This is a genomic window from Actinoplanes sp. NPDC051859 (assembly GCF_044452725.1).
Lineage (GTDB): Bacteria > Actinomycetota > Actinomycetes > Mycobacteriales > Micromonosporaceae > Actinoplanes.
Genome location: NZ_JBITBX010000013.1, coordinates 148,976 through 166,222, shown reverse-complemented (window position 1 = coordinate 166,222; position 17,247 = coordinate 148,976). Strand labels below are relative to the sequence as shown.

Here is a 17,247-nt window from a genome sequence, read left to right as displayed (position 1 = left end):
TCACGCGGCCGGATGCACGACGGCGCGGACGAGATGGGGCACCCGTAGCGTTTCGTCGGGCAAGCTGCACACCAGGCCGCGCCCGACGAGCACGCCCAGGTCGTCGATCACCGTTTCCCAGGGAGCCGGCAGGGCGGCGGCGGCCTGCGCCACGGTCCAGGCGCGATCGTCGCGGGCCAGCGTGTGCAACAGTTCTGCCTGCCCGGCGGTGAGCGTCGCGCAGCAGGCCCGGAGGAGTCCACCGAGTGTCTGTCCGGCGCCGCGGCGGGCCGGAACGGTGAGCCCCAGCAGGTCCCACACGGATAGCTGGGCGAGCTGGCGGACACTGAGGACTCGCGCCCGGCCGGCTACCGCCTCCAGCGCAAGCGGCAGTCCATCCAGGCGGCGGCACAGTTCGGCAGTGGCGGCGGCGTCGGCTGCGGTGAGTGTGTATCCCGCGCGAATCTCGGTGAGCCGATCGGCCAACAGTCGCACGGAAGCGAGCTCGATGAGTTCTGTCGGGTCGCTCGCGGGTGCGGGGGTGGGCAGCGGCGCCAGCACGGTCGTCTGGATGCCCGCGAGTTGCCAGGGCTGATGCGAGGTGGTGATGACGCGCAGCTCGGGGCAGGCGGCGAGCAGGCCGATCACCGCGGGCCCACAGTCGTCGTAGGCGGCGCCGTCGAGCACCAGCAGGGTGGGAGCCCGTCCGGCCGTCTGGCGGATCCGGGCCGTGGCGGGCAGTCCGAAGGCGCGCAGAGTGGTGTCCTCCCACAGCACTGCCCACTGATGGCGTTCGCGGAGCCGGGCGGCCACCTCGGCCGCGACTCGGGTCTTACCCACTCCCGGCAGCCCGGACAGCGACACCATGCGGCGGCGGCCGGAGGTGAGGAGGTCGATGACGGCGCAGATCTCGGCGTCGCGGCCGAGGACCGCGTCGACCGATGCCGGCCGGGGCTCGTCGGGGACCGCCTCGAGTCGGACGGCGCTGCGGCGGTGATGCCCGGCCCGGACGAAAGTGTCTCGGGCCGTGCCGTCGAGCCGCAGGCCGTCGGCGAGCAGCCGGAGCGTCAGCGAGCGGGCGTTGGCGCGACCGGACTCCAGATCTCGGATGGTGCGGGGACTCACGGTGGAGAGGTCGGAGAGTGCGCGCTGGGTCAGCCCGGCCCGCAGGCGATGGCGCCGCAGCAGGTCGGGGAACCCGGACTCGGCGTCGCTGCTGGTGGTGGTGCTCGCGTGCGCGACCGGCGCCGTCGCGGCGACGGCCGGGATCATCCGAGGCCTCCGGAACATCGACAACAGGAGTGCATCGAACCCCGATCCGGACGCCGAGCTTGAAGTGGACGTCTGAATTTTGTTGGACGTCGCACTTCTGTGTCAAGCAGGTGCGGATCAGCGCACCAGCGAAGACTCCGCCGTAGCCCGTTGCAGCAGGTGCAGACAGATGCCGAGCAACTCCACCGCCAGCGGATCGGGCGTCCGCGCCGTCGATAGGTCGGAGAGCCGAGCCAGCAGACCACCCCACTCCACCGTGTCGGTACGCCGGTCGCGGTGCCGCACCAGAGCCAGGCTCACCGCGGCCTGCGTCGCCAGCAGATCCAGCAGTTCGAGATCGTCCAGTTCCCGCCCGGTCTCGGTGGTGTGCGGGTCCAACACCTCCAGCACGCCGATGCAGGCGTCGCCCGCGATCAGGGGCGCCGCCATGATGCTGGACGGCAGATAGCCGGTGGAACCCGCGGCGTCCCGGGCGAAATGGTCGGTCTCGGCCACGTGGTCGACGATCAGAGTCTGGCCGCTCATCGCCACCCAGCCGGCGATGCCCGTACCCGCGGGGAAGCGTCGGCCCACCAGGTTCTGCTCACCGGCGCCCGCCACGGCGGCGAAGATCAGCTCGCCGGTGTCCGGGCCCACCATGAAGATCGACGAGGCGGCGGCCGCGTACACGTGGCGGGCCACGGCCACCACGGACTGCAGCAGGTGCTGCTCAGAGGTGCCGCTCAGGAGTTGGGACATGGGTGCCTCCCTGGTCGCTCTGCGGCGAGACGTTCGCCGCGCAGTGATACAGAACGCTCTTCAGTTGGAACGGGGTGAGCCACGGATGCTTGCTCAACACCAAGGCGGCGATGCCGGCGATGTGCGGCGCCGCGAAGCTGTTGCCCGTGCTGCGCATCGTGCCGCCGCCCGGACTCGCCACCGGCACCCGTACGCCGCGGGCGCAGAACTCCACCGGCGGGGTGGTGTTGTAGTAGAACCGCAGCGGATCCGGCTCGGCGTGGCTCGCCACCGAGACGACCGAGGCGAAGCTCCACGGGAAGCTCTCGATCGGCAGGTTGTGGGCAGCCACCACCAGCAGGCACCGGCGGAAGTAGGCACGATCGCACAGCTCCGCCAGCCGCGACCGAAACTCGGGCCGCGCCGTGGACAGACTCATGTTGATCACGTCGAAGCCCGCGTCGACCGCATGCGCCAGCCCGGCCAACAGCGCTGCAGCCGTTCCGGATCGGCCGTCGCCGAGCACCCGGATCGAGCTGAGGGAAACCTTCGGTGCCACCGCACGGATGATCCCGGCGCACGCGGTGCCGTGCCCAGCCGCGTCGTAAGGCGCGCATTCCCGCACCCGGGGCGCCCGGCCCTCCTCGGCCACCACATCCCACGAGTGCTCCACCGGACCCACCAGCGGATGGTCCGCGTCGACGCCGCTGTCGAGCACACAGACCCGAACACCAGCACCGTCCGCGCCGCCCCACGCCCACTGTGGCCCGATGCCCGCGAAGAGGTCTGCTGGCACCGGATCCTGACCGCCCGCGGCCATTCCCCAGGCCGGCATTCCGGAGCGCTGACGGGGCCGCTCGCGCCGCCACGGCGGCACCGTCACCTCCATGCCCGTACCACCCTTTCCGGCTGGGCCGCGCCGATCAGCGCGGCACAGCGGATCGCCGCCTCGGCCGACTCCTGTGCCCGGGCGCTTTCACCGAGCGCCCGGTAGGTATGGGCCAGGTCGAAATGGACTTCCGCGCGCAGGCAAGGGTCATCGGTGCCGCTCAGCAGGAGCCGCACGTCGTCGATGCGGGCGTCGTGGACGCCCCCCGCCGCGGCCAGCACGACGGCTGCCGACAGGCTCAGCAGTCGACCTCGAATGTCCATGTCCGCGCTGCGGCCCGCCAGGCTGAACACCTCCTCCGCCACGGCCGGATCATGGTGCAGCCGCTCACGGGCGGCCTGCACCTGCAGGGTGAGAGCGGTAGGCGCATGTCCCGCGCGGGCGGCGCCATCAGCCGCTCGCCGATAGCACTGCTCGGCCGCCACGTGCTCGCCTTCCAGTGCGTACGCCAACCCGCGCGCCTGGTCCACCAGCACGCCGCCGATGGTGAGGCGCAACTCGTCGACCGCCGTGCCCGCCGCGGTCAACGCGCGGTGGGCGGCCGGGGTGTCCCCGAGGAGGGCGAGACAGCGGGCCTGCGCCGCTAACACCGGCACGAGCAGCACCCGATCGCCGGCGAAGCGTTCCGCGAGCTCTGTGCAGCCGGCAAGCTGGTCGAGCAGGGGAGTGGGTGCCCACTGCCGCACCTCGCAAAGCGCCACGAGCAGGCGATCCTCCTCGTAGCTGTCATGCGCCAGCCGGGCGTGAGCGAGAGCTGCCCGGGCGGCACGCTCCGCCGCGCCGAACCGACCGCGCCGCAGGTTCATCAGGACCCGCACCTGCTCGAAACGGCACCACGTCAGATAGTCCGACAGATCAGCAGCCAGGTCGTCCGGCACCGTCTCGGCGCCAGCATCGCCCAGGCGTACGGCGAGCAGCCGCTCCTGCATCAGGCACGCCCGTCGAGTCCGCGGGTGCCTGGTGCGCTGTCCCGCCTCGGCCACCACCTCGCGCGCCCGCGCGGTCGCGCCGTCCAGCACCAGCGCATCGCTGAGGCGCAGCGCCGCGGCGGCGTCCGTACCGTCGGATCCGCCGGCCAGGGCTCGCTCGAGCAGGTCCACGGCCGCGGGAATGTCGCGCTGTCGCAGGGCCGACGTACCCTCCTGTAAAGCCGCCGCTGCCGCCCGCCGCTGCAGCCGGGGAAGCTCGCCGTCCTGGGGACGCAGATCGCCGAGCAGACGCACCACGGCACCAAGATGGAACGCGGGGCTGACCAGCCTGTCCGCCAGCGCCCGATGCCAGCGCAACCGGCACTCCTTGTCCAGCCGGCCGTACGCAGTCTCGTGCACCGGCTGTTGCACGAACGCGTACTCGCCGGCTCGGGCCGCCGGCCGGATGAGTTGGCGGACCACCAGCGCATCGAGGGCCGGGCCCGGCGCTGGCTCGCCCAGCAACAGGAGATCGCCAGCGGTGAACGTCGTCCCGATGACCGAGGCGGCGCTGAGCAGGCGCAGGGCCGCCGGCGGCAGCCGGTCCAGCATGGCGCCCACCATCGCGGTGATCGTTGCCGGCACCGCGGTGGCCGCCTGGTCCGGTAAGGCGGACTCGACCATGAGGTGGATGAAAAGCGGATTGCCCGCGCTGTGCGACACCACGCGCTCGAGTGAGCCGACCGCGTGTGCCAGAACGTCGGCACTCCCCGCGCACAGCAGTGCCGTCAGGGCGGCACTGTCGGCCGGATCGAGGGCGCTGAGTTCGATCACGTCGTCGCACATCGCCGGCGGCCAGGCAGCGTCAGCCCATTCGGGTCGGCCCGCGCAGATCGTGACCAACGGCAGGTGGCGGAGGTCGGCGACGAGCGCCGCGACCAGCCGCAGCAGCGACCGGCCCGCCGCCTCCAGGCCGTCCCAGACCACGACCAGCGGCGCCGGCGCGGCGGCGAACACCCGACGGGCGGCCCACTGGATCTCCTCCACCGCTGGCGCAGCCGTCCGCAGCTCGCCGAGCACCTGAGCCACCCGCGCGTCGGTGCGGACCGCCGCCGGCGTGTGTGCGACGAGCGCGTCGAGCACCCGAGCGAGCGGCAGATAGGTGTCGGCCGGTCCATAGGACGGGCAGTCCCCGGTCACCACGATCGGCGCCGGGCCGCACCCGGCGAACTCCTTCACCGCCTCCCGAATCAGGCGGCTCTTCCCGATGCCGCCGGGGCCCACGACGGCGATCGCCTCGGCCGGCCCGCCGGCCACCACCCGGGCGTACGCGGCATGCAGCCGGGCACGCTCAGCCATGCGGTCCACCATCGGCGACTCGTCGGCGTGCCCACCGTCGGGAGCCGGACCCTGCACTCGAAACACCGGAACCGGAAGGGCTTTTCCCTTCAGCGCCAGCGGCACCGGGGCCGTCAGGGTGAAATGCCGCCGGGCCAGGTGTGCCACCGTCTCGTTGACGACGATCTCGTCCGCGGCGGCCGCCGACTGCAGCCGAGCGGCGAGATTGACCACGTCGCCAACGACCCGCAGGCCCGCCCGCGGCGACTGCGTGACCAACGCCTCGCCGGCTGCCACTCCACAGTGAACTCGAGGCGGCTCGGCGCCCCGCGGGCCGGACATAGTTGCCAGGTCGGCGCGGATCCGGATCGCCGCCCGCAGCGCCCGGAGCGCGTCATCCTCCCGCGAACGCACAGCACCGAACACCGCCATGACCGCATCACCGATGAACTTCTCGACCACGCCGCCGTGCTCCTCGACCGCGACCGAACAGATCTCGTAGTACTGCTCCAACATCAGTTGCAGCGGCTCAGGGTCGACCTGCTCGGCGAGGCGGGTCCAGCCCACCAGGTCGAGGAAAAGCACGACTACCAGCCTGCGGCTCACCTGCGATCCCCATCCGTGCAGCTCGGCATGGCTCTTCCTTTCCTGGTGCGCACGCCGGCGACGCGGGATGCGCCGCCGGCGTGCCGACAACCGGCTACAGCATCTTGAGGTCGTGACCCACGACTTCGGCCTCGGCCGCCGCCAGCCGCTCCTGAACGGAGACGAGGACGGTCGTCTCGTGTTCGGTCAGGGCGGCGAGCACGGACCGCTGCTCGGTGCTGAGCAGGTCCACCGGGCAGCCCGCATCGCGCAGGGCTTCGAGGGGATCGTGCATGGACTTCACCTGTCTTCGATTCCAAAGGGAACTGCGCTGAGGCAGTCGTCACGCCGCGTCGGCGTACGGCGGCGGCCAGATGCCGATCGGCAGCAGGCGGTGGACGTAACAGAAGGCGACCAACTCGGCGCGGTTGCGGCAGCCGAACCGGGCGAGCAGGGCACTGATTTCTTCGCCCACGGTGTGTCGACTCAGGCGCAGCTCGCGGGCTGCACGGTCGGTCGTGTGCCCCCGCGCGATCATGGTCAGCAGGCGCATCTCCCGGACGGAGATCCGGTCATCCGGCAATGAGTTCACTGCGACGTACTCCTTTCGACGGGCCGTGGGTGAACAGCTCGCGCACCATCACCGCAGCCATGAACGAGACACCGTGCCAGCCGGCGCGACGCTCGTACCACAGCCAGTCGCCGTCGGTGTTGACCTCGAGGAAGACGGGTTCGCCGCCGTGCGTCAGGAGGAGATCGAAAGCGCCGTAACGCAGGCCCCAGGCCACGGACAACGTGCGTACCACCGCTGCCACCGCCGCGGGACAGCGGACCTGAGACACCTCGACGGCGCCCGGGTCGGTCCAGACGGTGGCGGGTTCGTGCTTGTGCACCTCGAACGCGCAGATCCCGCCGTTGAGGTGATAGACGCGCAACTCACGGGCGTGTGGCACGTACTCCTGGACCACCCGCGGCCCCTCGGTATCCCCGCCGGACAGGTCGTTGCGGTCGACGATCGCGGGGAGGTGAGCCGGCCACTTCCGGCGATCAGGTTCGCTGATGCGGAAGTCGGGGGTCTTGACGACGATGCGGCGGCTCCCGAGCAGCCGGGCCGCGCCCGCTACGTCGGTGGTGACGATGGTGCGCGGCGTCCGTACGCCCAGACGGCGCGCGTCGAGCAACTGGACCGTACCCACCGGTGCCCGGCCCGGCAGCCGGTGATCGGCCGACGCGGTGAGCTGGTGGACCAGCCCGGCCCAGGACGCCGCCTCGACGCCGCTGCGGCGGCCTGACGCCCGGGCCGCGATGGTGGCGGCTCCGGCGTGCCGGGTCCAGACCACCGCTGGGCGTACCCGGCGTTCGCCGACGATGAGCGCTCGCCTGCTGAGGTCGAAGGACACGCGGGCGGCGCCGAAGTCGGTGTCCGTCAACAGGAGCACCGGCATCTGCAGTGACCCCATGAGGTCCCGCACCACTGCCAGCTCCCGGCCGCCGGCACCGTCCACCAACACCACGGCAGGGCGCGGCGCGGCACGGTCCGATATGGGCATGAGCGAAGGCTATGTGCCGCAACCGGTCGCGAATGGCAGCTAGGCGGCAGCTTGGCGGCAGCTTGCCGGCGAGACGCCGACACACCCCTTCCCGCGACCGTACGGTCGCAACCGCGGCCGAGCTGACGGCCGGCGCAGACGACGAGGAGCGGCTATGTCGGACAGCATCGTGACGGCGATGGACCTGACCAAGCGATATCGGCGCAGTGCGGTTCCGGCAGTGGACGGCATGTCGTTCGCCTTCGACGAAGGAGAAACGATCGGCCTGCTGGGTCCCAACGGCGCCGGCAAGACGTCGCTGATCAAGATGATGTGCGGGGTGACCGCGCCGACCAGCGGGCAGATCCGAGTGTTCGGAGCCGATCCGGTGCACGAGCCGGTGGCCGCGAAGAACGGCATCGGCGCCATGCACCAGTCGGGATCGTTCGACGAGATGCTGTCCGTGCAGGACAACCTGCAGATCGCGGCGCGTTTCCGCGGCGTGACGTGGCGGGCCGCCCGGCCTTGGGCGCTCGAGTTCGCCGACTATCTGGGGCTGACCGCCGCACTGCCCCGCCTGGTCTTCCAGCTCTCCGGTGGACAGCGGCAGCGGCTGCAACTGATCCGGGCGCTCCTGACCATCCCACGCCTGCTGATCCTCGACGAGCCGTCGGCCGGCCTGGACGTGGCCGGGCGGCGCGACGTCGAACGGTTCGTGCGCTGGCTGCGCGACGACCACGGGGTGACCGTGCTCTGGACCAGCCACCACATCGACGAGCTGGAACGCAACTGCCAACGCATCCTGGTCATCGACAAGGGGCGGGTGATGCGCTTCGCCCCGCCGCGCGAACTGGTCCGCGAATTCGGCAGCGCCCACCTGGTGGTGACCGTGGACGACGACGTCGCGGCCAAGGTGGTGGTCGAGTGGGCGGAGACCGCCGGCTTCACCGCCACCGCGACCGGCGCCGACGTCCGGATCGAGGGCGCTGTCGCCCGCGACATCCTGCCGCCGCTCAGCCGGGCCTGCCAGGACGCCGACGTGGCGATCTCCGGCATCTCGACCGTCACCGACTCGCTCGAGCAGGTCTTCCTCCGGATGACCACCAGGACCGACAGCTCGACCACCACGACCGGAAGTAGGGCCTGACCGTGACCGCGCTGTCCTTCGACCACACCCCACCCACGCCGACCCGCCGGTCGGCCGACCTTGCGGCGGTCTTCTACCGCGAGTTCGCCCTGCTGGCCCGCAACCGGGTCAACCTCATCCTCGGCCTCACCCCGATGCTGGTGTACCTGCTGCTGGTGAACACCTCCCTCGGCAACGTGGTCGGCGACATCACCTACCGCGGCACGCGCCTGCCGTTCGAGGTGTTCCTCCTGCCCATGGTGCTGGCGATGTCAGTGGTCAGCGCCTCGGGCACCAGCGGCATGGCGCTGTTCCAGGAGGAGATGAGCGGCGTCGCCACCCAGCTGTGGTCCTGGCCGCTGCGCCGGTCCCGCTTCCTTGCCGGCAAACTGCTCGCCGGGGTCTCGCTGGTGCTGGCCCAGAGCTTGCTCGCGCTGGTGGGCGCAGTGCTGCTGTTCCGCTACCCGCTCGCACCGGAGCACTGGCTGAGTCTGCTGGCGACGCTGGTGCTGGCGTCCATCGCCTTCAACGGCCTGTATCTCGCCGCGGCCGTACTGATCCGCGACTATCAGACGTTCATGGTGCTCACCAGCGTGTCGGTGCCGGTGCTGGTGTTCAGCGCGCCGTCCCTCTCGACGGCACAGCAGCTGCCCACGGTGCTGCAGTGGATCTCGGTGGTCAACCCCGTGACGTACGCGGTGACCGGCATGCGCGACGCCGCCGTCTTCGGCTTCGGGACCGCCTGGCCGAGCATCGCCGTGCTGGCCGCCGTTGCCGTGGCCGCCAACGTTGTCGCCGCCCGGGGCCTGCTGCGCCGTGCGCAGAGCCTCTGAGGAGCGCGATGCAAACCATCGACGCGACTCTCGCCTGGGCGGCAACCGATGCCGACCGGGTCAAGGTTCGGCTGCCCGGCACCGCCCGGGCGCAGGCGCCGGCTGCGACCCTCGAAACCGCCCGCCGTGCCGCGGGCCTGGTGGGCATCACCCGGGTCGCTGACATCACCCGACTGGACGTCATCGGCATTCCGACGTACCAGGCCATCCGGCCGTTGTCGCGAACCCTGGCCGTTTCGCAGGGCAAAGGCGTCACGCCCGAGTTGGCGATGCTGTCGGCCATGCTGGAGTCGATCGAGACCTGGCATGTCGAGCAGCCATTGCCCGCGACGGTCACCGCCCCACCGCGCGAGCTCGACCTGCCCTATGACCTGACCGCGCTGCCGCTTACCGCACCCCACCTGCTGCATGACCGGCTGCCGCTCGACTGGCTGCCGGCCCGGTCGCTGGCCGATGGCGGCGAAACGCTGGTGCCGCGGGACTCGGTGCGCCTGTCCCTGGAGCGTCCCACCGACTGGCGGGCGCCGGCCTTCCTCGCCTCCTCCAACGGTCTCGCCAGCGGCAACACGGTGGTCGAGGCCAGCCTGCACGGTCTCTACGAGGTCATCGAACGCGACGCGATCGCCGCGGCCACCCGCGGCCGGGGAATCCGCGTGGACCCGCATACGCTGCGGTCTGCCATCGTCGACGACCTGTGTACGACGATCGCGCGCGCCGGGGTGGTCCTCGAAACTCGCCTGCTGTCCTCACCGACCGGGCTGCCATGCTTCCTGGCCTGGGTGGCCTGCGACGACTATCCGGAGGCGATGTACGGCTTCGGCTGCCACCTGGACGCGGCCACCGCCCTGTCCCGGGCGATCACCGAGGCGACCCAGACCCGGCTGGCGTACATCGCCGGGGCTCGGGACGACCTGCGTGCCGACGTGGGCGGCGGTGCGCCCCGGCGGCCGGAACCGGTGGACCCGATGGCCGACGCTGCCGCCCTCGTCGGTGAGCAACCCGACCACGACAGTCTCCTCGCTGACCTCGCCTATGTGGTGCGCCTTGCCACGACGGCGTACGGGCACGCACCGCTGGTCGCCGACCTGAGCCGCGCTGAAATCGGCGTGTCGGTCGTCAAAGTCCTGGCCCCGGGCAGTCGCGTCAGCCTGGAGGTGCTGTGAACACCAAGACGGTGGTCTACACCGGCCCCACGCTGACCGCGGACCGGGTGCGCGAGGTGCTGCCCGGCGCACAGATCCGTCCGCCTGCCGGCCGTGGTGACCTCCTCGCCGAGGATTGGCGGGCCGGCGACGTGGCGGTGATTATCGACGGCTACTTCCGCGAACGCCGGTCGGTGGGCCACAAGGAGATTCTGTGGCTGTTGCATGCGGGTGTCCGGGTGGTTGGTGCGGGCAGCATGGGCGCGCTGCGGGCCGCGGAGCTGTCGGCGTACGGCATGTGCGGCGTCGGAGCGGTCTACGCCATGTACGCGTCGGGCGAGATCGACGGCGACGACGAGGTCGGTGTGCTGCACGGGCCGGCGGATCGGGGCTTTCCAGCCTTCACGGTCGCCTTGGTGAACCTGCGCTACGCCGGCCGCCTGGCGCTGGAAGCCGGCACTGTGTCGGCCGGCTCGGTGAACCGGCTGGTGGCCGCCGCAAAGGCGCTGCCGTTCACCCACCGCACCTGGGCAGACATCACCCGCGGTGCGTTCGATGCGGCCGCACTCGCCGCAGGAACCGCCGCGGCTCCTGCACTCGCCGCAGGAACCGCCGAGGCTCCTGCACTCGCCGCAGGAACCGCCGCCGCGGATAGAGCCGTCGGGGACGCGGCCGCCGCGGACCTCCTGCGGGAGTTGATCGACGCTGGTGTCGGCAACGCCAAGCAGGCCGATGCCTGCGCGGCGCTGGCTGCGGTGGCCGCTGGTGACCTGCCGGCGACCCCGCCGGTGCCGATGGTCTTCACCGGGATCAGCCGGGACCAGGTGGCGGCGCGCCGGACCCGCCGCGAGTACGCGCCCGGACGCACCATGTCGGACTTCGATGTGCTGGACGCGGCCCGCTTGTTCGACGATTCCTATCCAGCGCTGCACGAACAAGTGTTGACCGGGCTGCTGGCGGAGCTTGCCGCACCGCAGGGCCTGACCGTGGCGGAGTACGCCCGCGCGAAGCTGGGCATCGACGGGCGGGACCGATTGCCCGACGCGCTCGCGGCCTGGCTGACCGATGCCGAATGCGCCGGTCTGCTGCCGGAGCAACGGTTGCTGACGATCATGGTCCGGGTCTGGCCGGTGTGGCATTCGGCCGATTGGCGGCCTGCGGTGCTGGACCGGTTGCGCAGTTCGGCCGACTGGTCCCGGTGGAGCGACATCGTCGAACGCGCCGGCGAGGAGTCGCCGCAGCGGATCGTGGTGCCACCGCCCGCCCTGTGCGCGTCCATGTTTCTGCGGCATTGGCGCGAACCGCACGTGTCGCCAGCGATCGCTATGGCGCGGCGTGGCTTTACCGATGCGGAACAATTGGGTGCCGCGGTGCGACCATTCTTTGCCTTTGACGTGCGTCGTTCGCGGTCGACTGAGATCGCGGTTTGAAATCGCGACGAACCCACGTTTGTGGGGTTTTCCGGCGGCCGAGAAAGCGTCACAATAAATGCGCAACCGAAAACCACAACAAAGGGAGTAGACATGTCTTTCAACTCCGCAACGGCCCTGCGCGACGCCGGCATTCTCGGCGGCACGATGACGCCCGAGCTCGAGGAGTTCTACGGCAGCCTGACCCAGCAGGAGACCGAGGTCCTGATCTCCGCGAAGAACCGCCTCGCGGCGGTCCTGCCGGACGTGGAGGCCCACTCGGCTGACTGGGCCACGCCGGAGGCGACCCAGCACGGCTTCGACGCCGCGATGCTGTGCGCCTGTGGCCTCTGGTCGGGCTCCGGCCAGGCCCAGAACATGGCCGAGTAAGGGCTGATCTGACGCGCAGGCGCGGCCCGACAGCCGGTAATGAACAGCCAGACCATGACAGGCCGGTAGGGCCGCGCCTGTGACCACGAACGACATTGAAAGGGGGCACCGATGCGGGGGACACTCGTCCGAAACCGCGGTCTCTTCGAGTTGCCGAAGGACCTGACCTACTTCGTGCACAACGATGACCACTTGGTCGTCAATCCGGAGGCGGGTGCCCGCTGCCTGCTGAAGCGCGAGGAATTTCGCGTGCTGCAGGCGCTGGCCGGCGCCTCGGTGGACGGTCAGGTGGTGCCCTTCGAAGAAACGGCTTTCAGCGAACGCGTGCTCGCCAAGTTGATTCTGAATTGGGTGGTCTACTACAACGGCAACAAACCCAAGGTGCAGGTCAGTGAACCGCCGCTGAATTACGCGTATTACGCGGTCACTGACGGTTGCAATCTGCGCTGCCCGTACTGTTACGCCTCGTCTGAGAAATGTCTGCCGGGGGAGTTGAACACCGCGGAGTCGATGGCACTCATCGACCAAATTGCGGACCTCGGCGCCCATTTCATCGTGTTCACCGGCGGTGAGCCGATGTTGCGTAAGGACCTTTTCACGCTGGTCGAGCACGCCAACAGCCGCGGGCTCAAGTCCAACGTGATCACGAACGCCACGATGATTCGCAAGCCCGAGCAGGCCCGGCGGTTCGCGGAGCTGTTCAATGCGGTCACGGTCAGCATGGACGGTGGCACCGCCGAGACGCACGACCGCACCCGCGGCGCCGGCGCGTTCGACAAGACCTACAAGGCGTTGCAGCTGCTCAACGACGCGGGTGTGGCACCGGCCATCAACCACATCGTCACCTCGGACAACGTCGACGACCTGGAAAACTTCGCCGGTTTCATCTCCGGCATCACGGTGCACAGCGTGCGCCTGATGAACCACAACGACCTCGGTCGCGGCGTTGACGACGAGTACGACTTCGGTTGGCTGGACCATTTGCGCGTGCAGCAGATCGTCTGGACCTCGCCGATCGCCGGCACCCTGCAGTCGGACGGCCCGCGCCCGGCGAGCCCCTGCTCGGTCAAGGGCAACTGCGGCATGGGCGGCAACGAGATCTACATCAACTCGTTGGGTGACGTCTACCCGTGCAAGCTGATCACCGGGCGTGAGGCGTACGCGGGAAACGTCCGCAGCACGTCGCTCGCCGAGATCTTCAACGGCCCGGTGCTGGGCGCGATGCGGCGCAGCACCGTCTTCGGCGGCGACTATCACGCGGACTGCGAGCAGTGCTACATCAAGGCCAACTGCGGCGGTGGCTGCCGTGCGGCGCACATGTCGGAGTCGAACGATCTGACCCGCAACAGCCGCCACATGTGTCGGATTCTGCGCCACGGCGTCGTCACCCAGCTGTGGCGCGAGGCGGGCCTGACCCGACCGCAGATCGCCGCCCAGGACCAGGTGATCACGGTCCCTCGGATGGTTGCCACCGACGAGGTGCACCGCGTCTTCAACCAGTGGGAGACCTGGAAGCCCGAGCCCAAGCCGGTCATCAAGCCCGGCGTGCTCATCCCCATCATGCCCGTGTCGAGGAGGCAGAACGTTGTCGGTGCACATCAGTGAGTCGGTCGTCTGGCAGGAAACCAACGACAGCATTTCGATCTACCACACCGAATCCGGCAAATTCCGGACGCTGAACGAGACCGCGGCCAAGATCTGGCTGCTCGTCGACGGCAACCCCGACCGCGAATCGGTACGCACTCAGCTCGGCCTGCTCTACGGCTCGGGCAACGTGGCGCTGACCGGCCGGATCCGCATCGAGGTCGACCGCTTCATCAACGGCATGGTCGAGGCGGGGCTGTTCATCGAGGACGACGCGGACCGTGCGGGCGTGCCCCTCGCTGAGGGCGTCGCCGTATGAGGGGGAGGGCCGCCGCGCGATGAGGTCGGCGGTAGTCCTCGGTGGTGGGTTCGCGGGCATGCTCATGGCCGGCGTGCTCGCGCGACACGTGCCCCACGTCACCGTGTTGGAGGCCGGCCGGTATCCCACCGGCCCCGACGTGCGCGCCGGTGTGCCGCAGGCCCACCACAGCCACGTGCTGGTGACGGGCGGTGCGGTGGCACTGGAGACCCTGCTGCCGGGGACACTCGCCGCTTTGGCCGAAGCAGGAGCGCACCAGCGAGGACTCTCTGGCGACGCCCTGATCCTCAGTGCTCAGGGTTGGTTTCCCCGGCACGAGACCGATGCGTACCTGATTTCCAGCTCCCGCTGGCTGACGGACCACGTGCTGCGGAAGCGGGTGTTGGCCGGTGGGACCGTCGCCGTCCGGGAGAACATCCGGGTACGCGCGCTGACCGGCGACGCCACCCACGTCACCGGCGTGCTGGTGGACGCCGGCGACGGTCGAGTCGCAACGATCGCCGCCGACCTGGTGGTGGATGCCACCGGCCGGCGTTCGCGGGCCCCGCGCTGGCTGGCCGGGCTCGGCTGCCCGCCGGTGCCGGAGGAGGTCGTCGATCCCGGCCTGGCCTACGCCACCCGCTTCTACCGGGCGCCCGCCGGCCTCGGCGCCAACCTGCCGGCAATCATGGTGCATCCGCAGCCCGGACCGGACCGGCCGGGGTACGGCGCCACCCTGTTTCCCATCGAGGACAACCGGTTCGTGGTCACCCTGACCGGCACCCGCGGCGACCGCCCACCAGCCGATGAACAAGGGTTCGCCGCTGCCGCCGGCGCGCTGCGTTCGCCGATCGTGGCCGAGCTGATGGCCGCCGGCGAGCCGCTGGGAGACGTCCGTCCGTACCATGCGACCAGCAACCGCCGGCGGTTCTTCGAACGCTCGCCACGTCCCGACGGGTTCCTCGTCGTCGGCGACGCGTTGGTTGCCCTGAACCCGTTCTATTCGCACGGCATGTCGGTGGCCGCGCTGAGCGCCCTCCGGCTCGACCGTGAACTCACCCGCGGCGGTGCCGGACCGGCGGAACTGTCCGCCGCTCAGCACGCCATGGCGGCCGAGGCCGACGGGCCCTGGACCACGGCCACCGAACAGGACCGGCCGCGGGGCGGTGCTGCGGGCGTACCCGCGGCTTTCGAGCAGTTGGTTCGCGACCGGCTGGCGCGGACGACGGTGTCCAGCCCGCAGTGGGCCGAGGCGATGTTTCGGGCTCAGACCCTGATTGCCCCGGTGCCGGCCGGGGCGGTGGTGCCTGCACCCGCACCCGCCGATGGGCGTCCGCTCGACGAGCACGCCGCTGTCGCGCAATACCCACACCTGGCCGCCTGGCGACGCACGCTAGCAGGGAGTACGACATGACCACCGAGACCGCCGTCCCGCTGTCGGTCCTCTTCGGCAACCCGGCCTACCTGTCGCCGCAGCTCTCGCCGGACGGCACCCGGCTGTTCTATCTCGCCCCCGACGAGGGCGTCCTGAACGTGTGGGCGGCGCCGCTGGATCAGCTCGACCAGGCGCGACCCGTCACCCACGAGCGGGGGCGCGGCATCCGCACGTACGGGCTGTGCCACGACGACCGCACGCTTTTCTGCCTCCGCGACGCGGACGGCGACGAGAACTGGCGGCTGCACCTCGTCGACATCGGTACGGGGGAGGAGCGGTGCGCCACGCCCTTCGACGGGGTGCAGGCCCGCATCCTCGCGCACAACCGTTGGCATCCCACGACGATCCTGCTCGGCCTCAACCACGAACGACCGCAGCTGCACGACGTCTACCGGCTGGACGTGCCCACCGGTGAGCTGCACAAGGTCGCCGACAATCCCGGGTACGTCAGCTGGATCATCGACCACGACCTCACCGTCCGCGGCGGAGCGGCCCTGCGTCCCGACGGCGGCATGACGATCCATCTGGACGGCGAGCCGTGGCTCGATGTGCCCTACGAAGATGTCATGGGCACTCGGGTGGTCGGCTTCCGCCGGGACGGCACGCACTGCTATCTGCTGTCCTCGATCGATGCCAACGCGTCTCGGCTGTTCGAGGTGGACTGCGCGACCGGCGATCGGCGCCTGCTCGCCGAGGACCCCACCTACGACGTCAAGCGGGTGGAGTTCGACCCCGACACCCGGGAACCGGCAGCAGTGGTCTTCGGCAAGGATCGCGACGAGCGAGTGTTCCTCGACCCGCACTACGCGCAGGATCTCGGCCGGATCCGCGCCGAGCTGACCCGGGACGGCATCGACGCGGAGGTCTTCATCGACCGCGCCGGTCCCCGCTGGATCGTCTCCGCCGTCACCGGCGCCGGCCCGGTGCTGTACTACTGCTGGGCTGACGGCAGCTTGCGCTTTCTCTTCAACCACCAGCCCGAGCTCGAGCAGTACCGGCTGTCTCCGATGGAACCGTTCGCGTTCACCGCCCGCGACGGCGTCACCGTGCACGGCTACGTCACCTGGCCGCCCGGTGTGCCGCGCGACCGTCTACCCGCCGTCCTCAACGTGCACGGCGGCCCGTGGTCGCGCCACACCTTCGCCTTCGACGAGGAAGCCCACCTGCTGTCCAGCCGCGGGTACGCGTGCGTGCAGGTCAACTTCCGCGGCTCAACCGGGTACGGCAAGCAGTTCCGCAACCTGGGCGCCAAACAGTGGGGCGCCGCCATGCACACCGACCTGCTCGACGCCCTCGACCAGCTCGCCGCCGGCGGTGGCATCGACCCCGACCAGGTCGCCATCATGGGCTGCTCGTACGGCGGGTACGCCGCCTTGGTCGGCGCGACCTTCACCCCCGAGATGTTTGCCTGCGCGATCGACCTCTGCGGGCCGGCCAACCTGCTGACGATGCTCGCCACCGGTGCGCCGTACCGCAGTCCGCTGGCGTCCTTCCTGCATGCACAGGTGGGAGACCCCGAAACGGAAGCCGACCTGCTGTGGTCGCGGTCGCCGTTGTCCCGCATCGAGGACGTGCGCATTCCTCTTCTGGTGGTGCAGGGTGCGAAGGATGTCCGCGTACCCGTCGCCGAAGCCGAACGGGTGGTGGCCGCACTGCGTGACAAGGGTTTGCCGCACGAATATCTGCTCTTCCCCGATGAGGGACACACGCTCACGAGACCTGCCAACCGCGACGCCTACTACGCCGCGGTGGTGCGGTTCCTTGCCGAACATCTCCCGGTCAAGAGTGCCGCCGAGACAATTGCTTTCTGAGC

At 70.2% G+C, this 17,247-nt stretch carries 16 protein-coding genes; 9 read left to right on the top strand and 7 right to left on the bottom strand.

Translation table 11 applies throughout. The features are described 5' to 3' along the window. The 7 genes from ACIA1L_RS28325 to ACIA1L_RS28295 all read right to left on the bottom strand — a co-directional run bounded on the left by ACIA1L_RS28325 (position 1) and on the right by ACIA1L_RS28295 (position 7,238). Entirely contained in the window at positions 1 to 1,251 is a 1,251-nt protein-coding gene (locus ACIA1L_RS28325) for a helix-turn-helix domain-containing protein (RefSeq protein ID WP_396076033.1), read from the bottom strand. Between the two features lie 117 nt (positions 1,252 to 1,368). Beyond that, complete coding sequence (locus ACIA1L_RS28320; protein WP_396076032.1) at positions 1,369 to 1,989, bottom strand: GAF domain-containing protein; 621 nt, start codon at positions 1,987 to 1,989, stop codon at positions 1,369 to 1,371. Beyond that, complete coding sequence (locus ACIA1L_RS28315; protein WP_396076031.1) at positions 1,961 to 2,857, bottom strand: S8 family serine peptidase; 897 nt, start codon at positions 2,855 to 2,857, stop codon at positions 1,961 to 1,963. Before ACIA1L_RS28315 ends, ACIA1L_RS28320 begins: the two co-directional genes overlap by 29 nt. Beyond that, positions 2,848 to 5,709, bottom strand: a complete 2,862-nt coding sequence (locus ACIA1L_RS28310; protein WP_396076030.1) for an adenylate/guanylate cyclase domain-containing protein — start codon at positions 5,707 to 5,709, stop codon at positions 2,848 to 2,850. Before ACIA1L_RS28310 ends, ACIA1L_RS28315 begins: the two co-directional genes overlap by 10 nt. Positions 5,710 to 5,803: 94 nt before the next feature. Further along, positions 5,804 to 5,983, bottom strand: coding sequence for an aroma-sacti cluster domain-containing protein (locus ACIA1L_RS28305; RefSeq protein WP_396076029.1), 180 nt, complete (start codon positions 5,981 to 5,983; stop codon positions 5,804 to 5,806). A gap of 48 nt (positions 5,984 to 6,031) precedes the next feature. Beyond that, positions 6,032 to 6,280, bottom strand: a complete 249-nt coding sequence (locus ACIA1L_RS28300) for a response regulator transcription factor (protein WP_396076028.1) — start codon at positions 6,278 to 6,280, stop codon at positions 6,032 to 6,034. Next, the gene (locus tag ACIA1L_RS28295; RefSeq protein WP_396076027.1) at positions 6,261 to 7,238 is read right to left on the bottom strand and encodes a hypothetical protein; all 978 of its coding nucleotides are present in this window, start codon (positions 7,236 to 7,238) and stop codon (positions 6,261 to 6,263) included. Before ACIA1L_RS28295 ends, ACIA1L_RS28300 begins: the two co-directional genes overlap by 20 nt. Before the next feature lie 154 nt (positions 7,239 to 7,392). On the opposite strand from ACIA1L_RS28295, the gene ACIA1L_RS28290 reads away from it, so the two are divergent. The 9 genes from ACIA1L_RS28290 (at position 7,393) to ACIA1L_RS28250 (ending at position 17,245) form a co-directional block, all read left to right on the top strand. Then, a complete protein-coding gene (locus ACIA1L_RS28290; RefSeq protein ID WP_396076025.1) occupies positions 7,393 to 8,364 on the top strand; it encodes an ABC transporter ATP-binding protein in 972 nt (323 codons plus the stop codon). Between the two features lie 2 nt (positions 8,365 to 8,366). Further along, positions 8,367 to 9,176 carry an ABC transporter permease gene (locus tag ACIA1L_RS28285; RefSeq protein WP_396076024.1) on the top strand — a complete coding sequence of 270 codons (810 nt, stop codon included), beginning with the start codon at positions 8,367 to 8,369 and terminating at the stop codon, positions 9,174 to 9,176. Positions 9,177 to 9,184: 8 nt separating this feature from the next. Continuing rightward, the gene (locus ACIA1L_RS28280; RefSeq protein ID WP_396076023.1) at positions 9,185 to 10,339 is read left to right on the top strand and encodes a YcaO-like family protein; all 1,155 of its coding nucleotides are present in this window, start codon (positions 9,185 to 9,187) and stop codon (positions 10,337 to 10,339) included. Continuing rightward, on the top strand, positions 10,336 to 11,748 hold the full coding sequence (locus ACIA1L_RS28275; protein WP_396076022.1) for a TfuA-like protein: 1,413 nt from the start codon (positions 10,336 to 10,338) through the stop codon (positions 11,746 to 11,748). Before ACIA1L_RS28280 ends, ACIA1L_RS28275 begins: the two co-directional genes overlap by 4 nt. A 93-nt stretch (positions 11,749 to 11,841) precedes the next feature. Next, positions 11,842 to 12,117: a StsA-related sactipeptide RiPP gene (locus tag ACIA1L_RS28270; RefSeq protein WP_396076021.1), complete on the top strand. Its 276-nt coding sequence runs from the start codon at positions 11,842 to 11,844 to the stop codon at positions 12,115 to 12,117. 111 nt (positions 12,118 to 12,228) lie between these two features. Next, positions 12,229 to 13,722: a StsB family radical SAM/SPASM domain sactipeptide maturase gene (gene stsB, locus ACIA1L_RS28265; protein WP_396076020.1), complete on the top strand. Its 1,494-nt coding sequence runs from the start codon at positions 12,229 to 12,231 to the stop codon at positions 13,720 to 13,722. Then, complete coding sequence (locus ACIA1L_RS28260) at positions 13,709 to 14,020, top strand: PqqD family protein (protein WP_396076047.1); 312 nt, start codon at positions 13,709 to 13,711, stop codon at positions 14,018 to 14,020. The genes stsB and ACIA1L_RS28260 overlap by 14 nt, the downstream gene beginning before the upstream one ends. Before the next feature lie 19 nt (positions 14,021 to 14,039). Continuing rightward, complete coding sequence (locus tag ACIA1L_RS28255) at positions 14,040 to 15,413, top strand: NAD(P)/FAD-dependent oxidoreductase (protein WP_396076019.1); 1,374 nt, start codon at positions 14,040 to 14,042, stop codon at positions 15,411 to 15,413. Next, positions 15,410 to 17,245, top strand: a complete 1,836-nt coding sequence (locus ACIA1L_RS28250) for a prolyl oligopeptidase family serine peptidase (protein ID WP_396076018.1) — start codon at positions 15,410 to 15,412, stop codon at positions 17,243 to 17,245. The genes ACIA1L_RS28255 and ACIA1L_RS28250 overlap by 4 nt, the downstream gene beginning before the upstream one ends. Positions 17,246 to 17,247: the final 2 nt, after the last annotated feature.

Excerpts from the sequence above, each read along its gene's own strand:
- stsB (WP_396076020.1), top strand. The coding sequence starts at position 12,229 with ATGCGGGGGACACTCGTCCGAAACCGCGGTCTCTTCGAGTTGCCGAAG.
- ACIA1L_RS28315 (WP_396076031.1), bottom strand. The coding sequence starts at position 2,857 with ATGGAGGTGACGGTGCCGCCGTGGCGGCGCGAGCGGCCCCGTCAGCGC.
- ACIA1L_RS28290 (WP_396076025.1), top strand. The coding sequence starts at position 7,393 with ATGTCGGACAGCATCGTGACGGCGATGGACCTGACCAAGCGATATCGG.
- ACIA1L_RS28325 (WP_396076033.1), bottom strand. The coding sequence starts at position 1,251 with ATGATCCCGGCCGTCGCCGCGACGGCGCCGGTCGCGCACGCGAGCACC.
- ACIA1L_RS28305 (WP_396076029.1), bottom strand. The coding sequence starts at position 5,983 with ATGCACGATCCCCTCGAAGCCCTGCGCGATGCGGGCTGCCCGGTGGAC.
- ACIA1L_RS28295 (WP_396076027.1), bottom strand. The coding sequence starts at position 7,238 with ATGCCCATATCGGACCGTGCCGCGCCGCGCCCTGCCGTGGTGTTGGTG.
- ACIA1L_RS28320 (WP_396076032.1), bottom strand. The coding sequence starts at position 1,989 with ATGTCCCAACTCCTGAGCGGCACCTCTGAGCAGCACCTGCTGCAGTCC.
- ACIA1L_RS28280 (WP_396076023.1), top strand. The coding sequence starts at position 9,185 with ATGCAAACCATCGACGCGACTCTCGCCTGGGCGGCAACCGATGCCGAC.
- ACIA1L_RS28250 (WP_396076018.1), top strand. The coding sequence starts at position 15,410 with ATGACCACCGAGACCGCCGTCCCGCTGTCGGTCCTCTTCGGCAACCCG.
- ACIA1L_RS28255 (WP_396076019.1), top strand. The coding sequence starts at position 14,040 with ATGAGGTCGGCGGTAGTCCTCGGTGGTGGGTTCGCGGGCATGCTCATG.
- ACIA1L_RS28270 (WP_396076021.1), top strand. The coding sequence starts at position 11,842 with ATGTCTTTCAACTCCGCAACGGCCCTGCGCGACGCCGGCATTCTCGGC.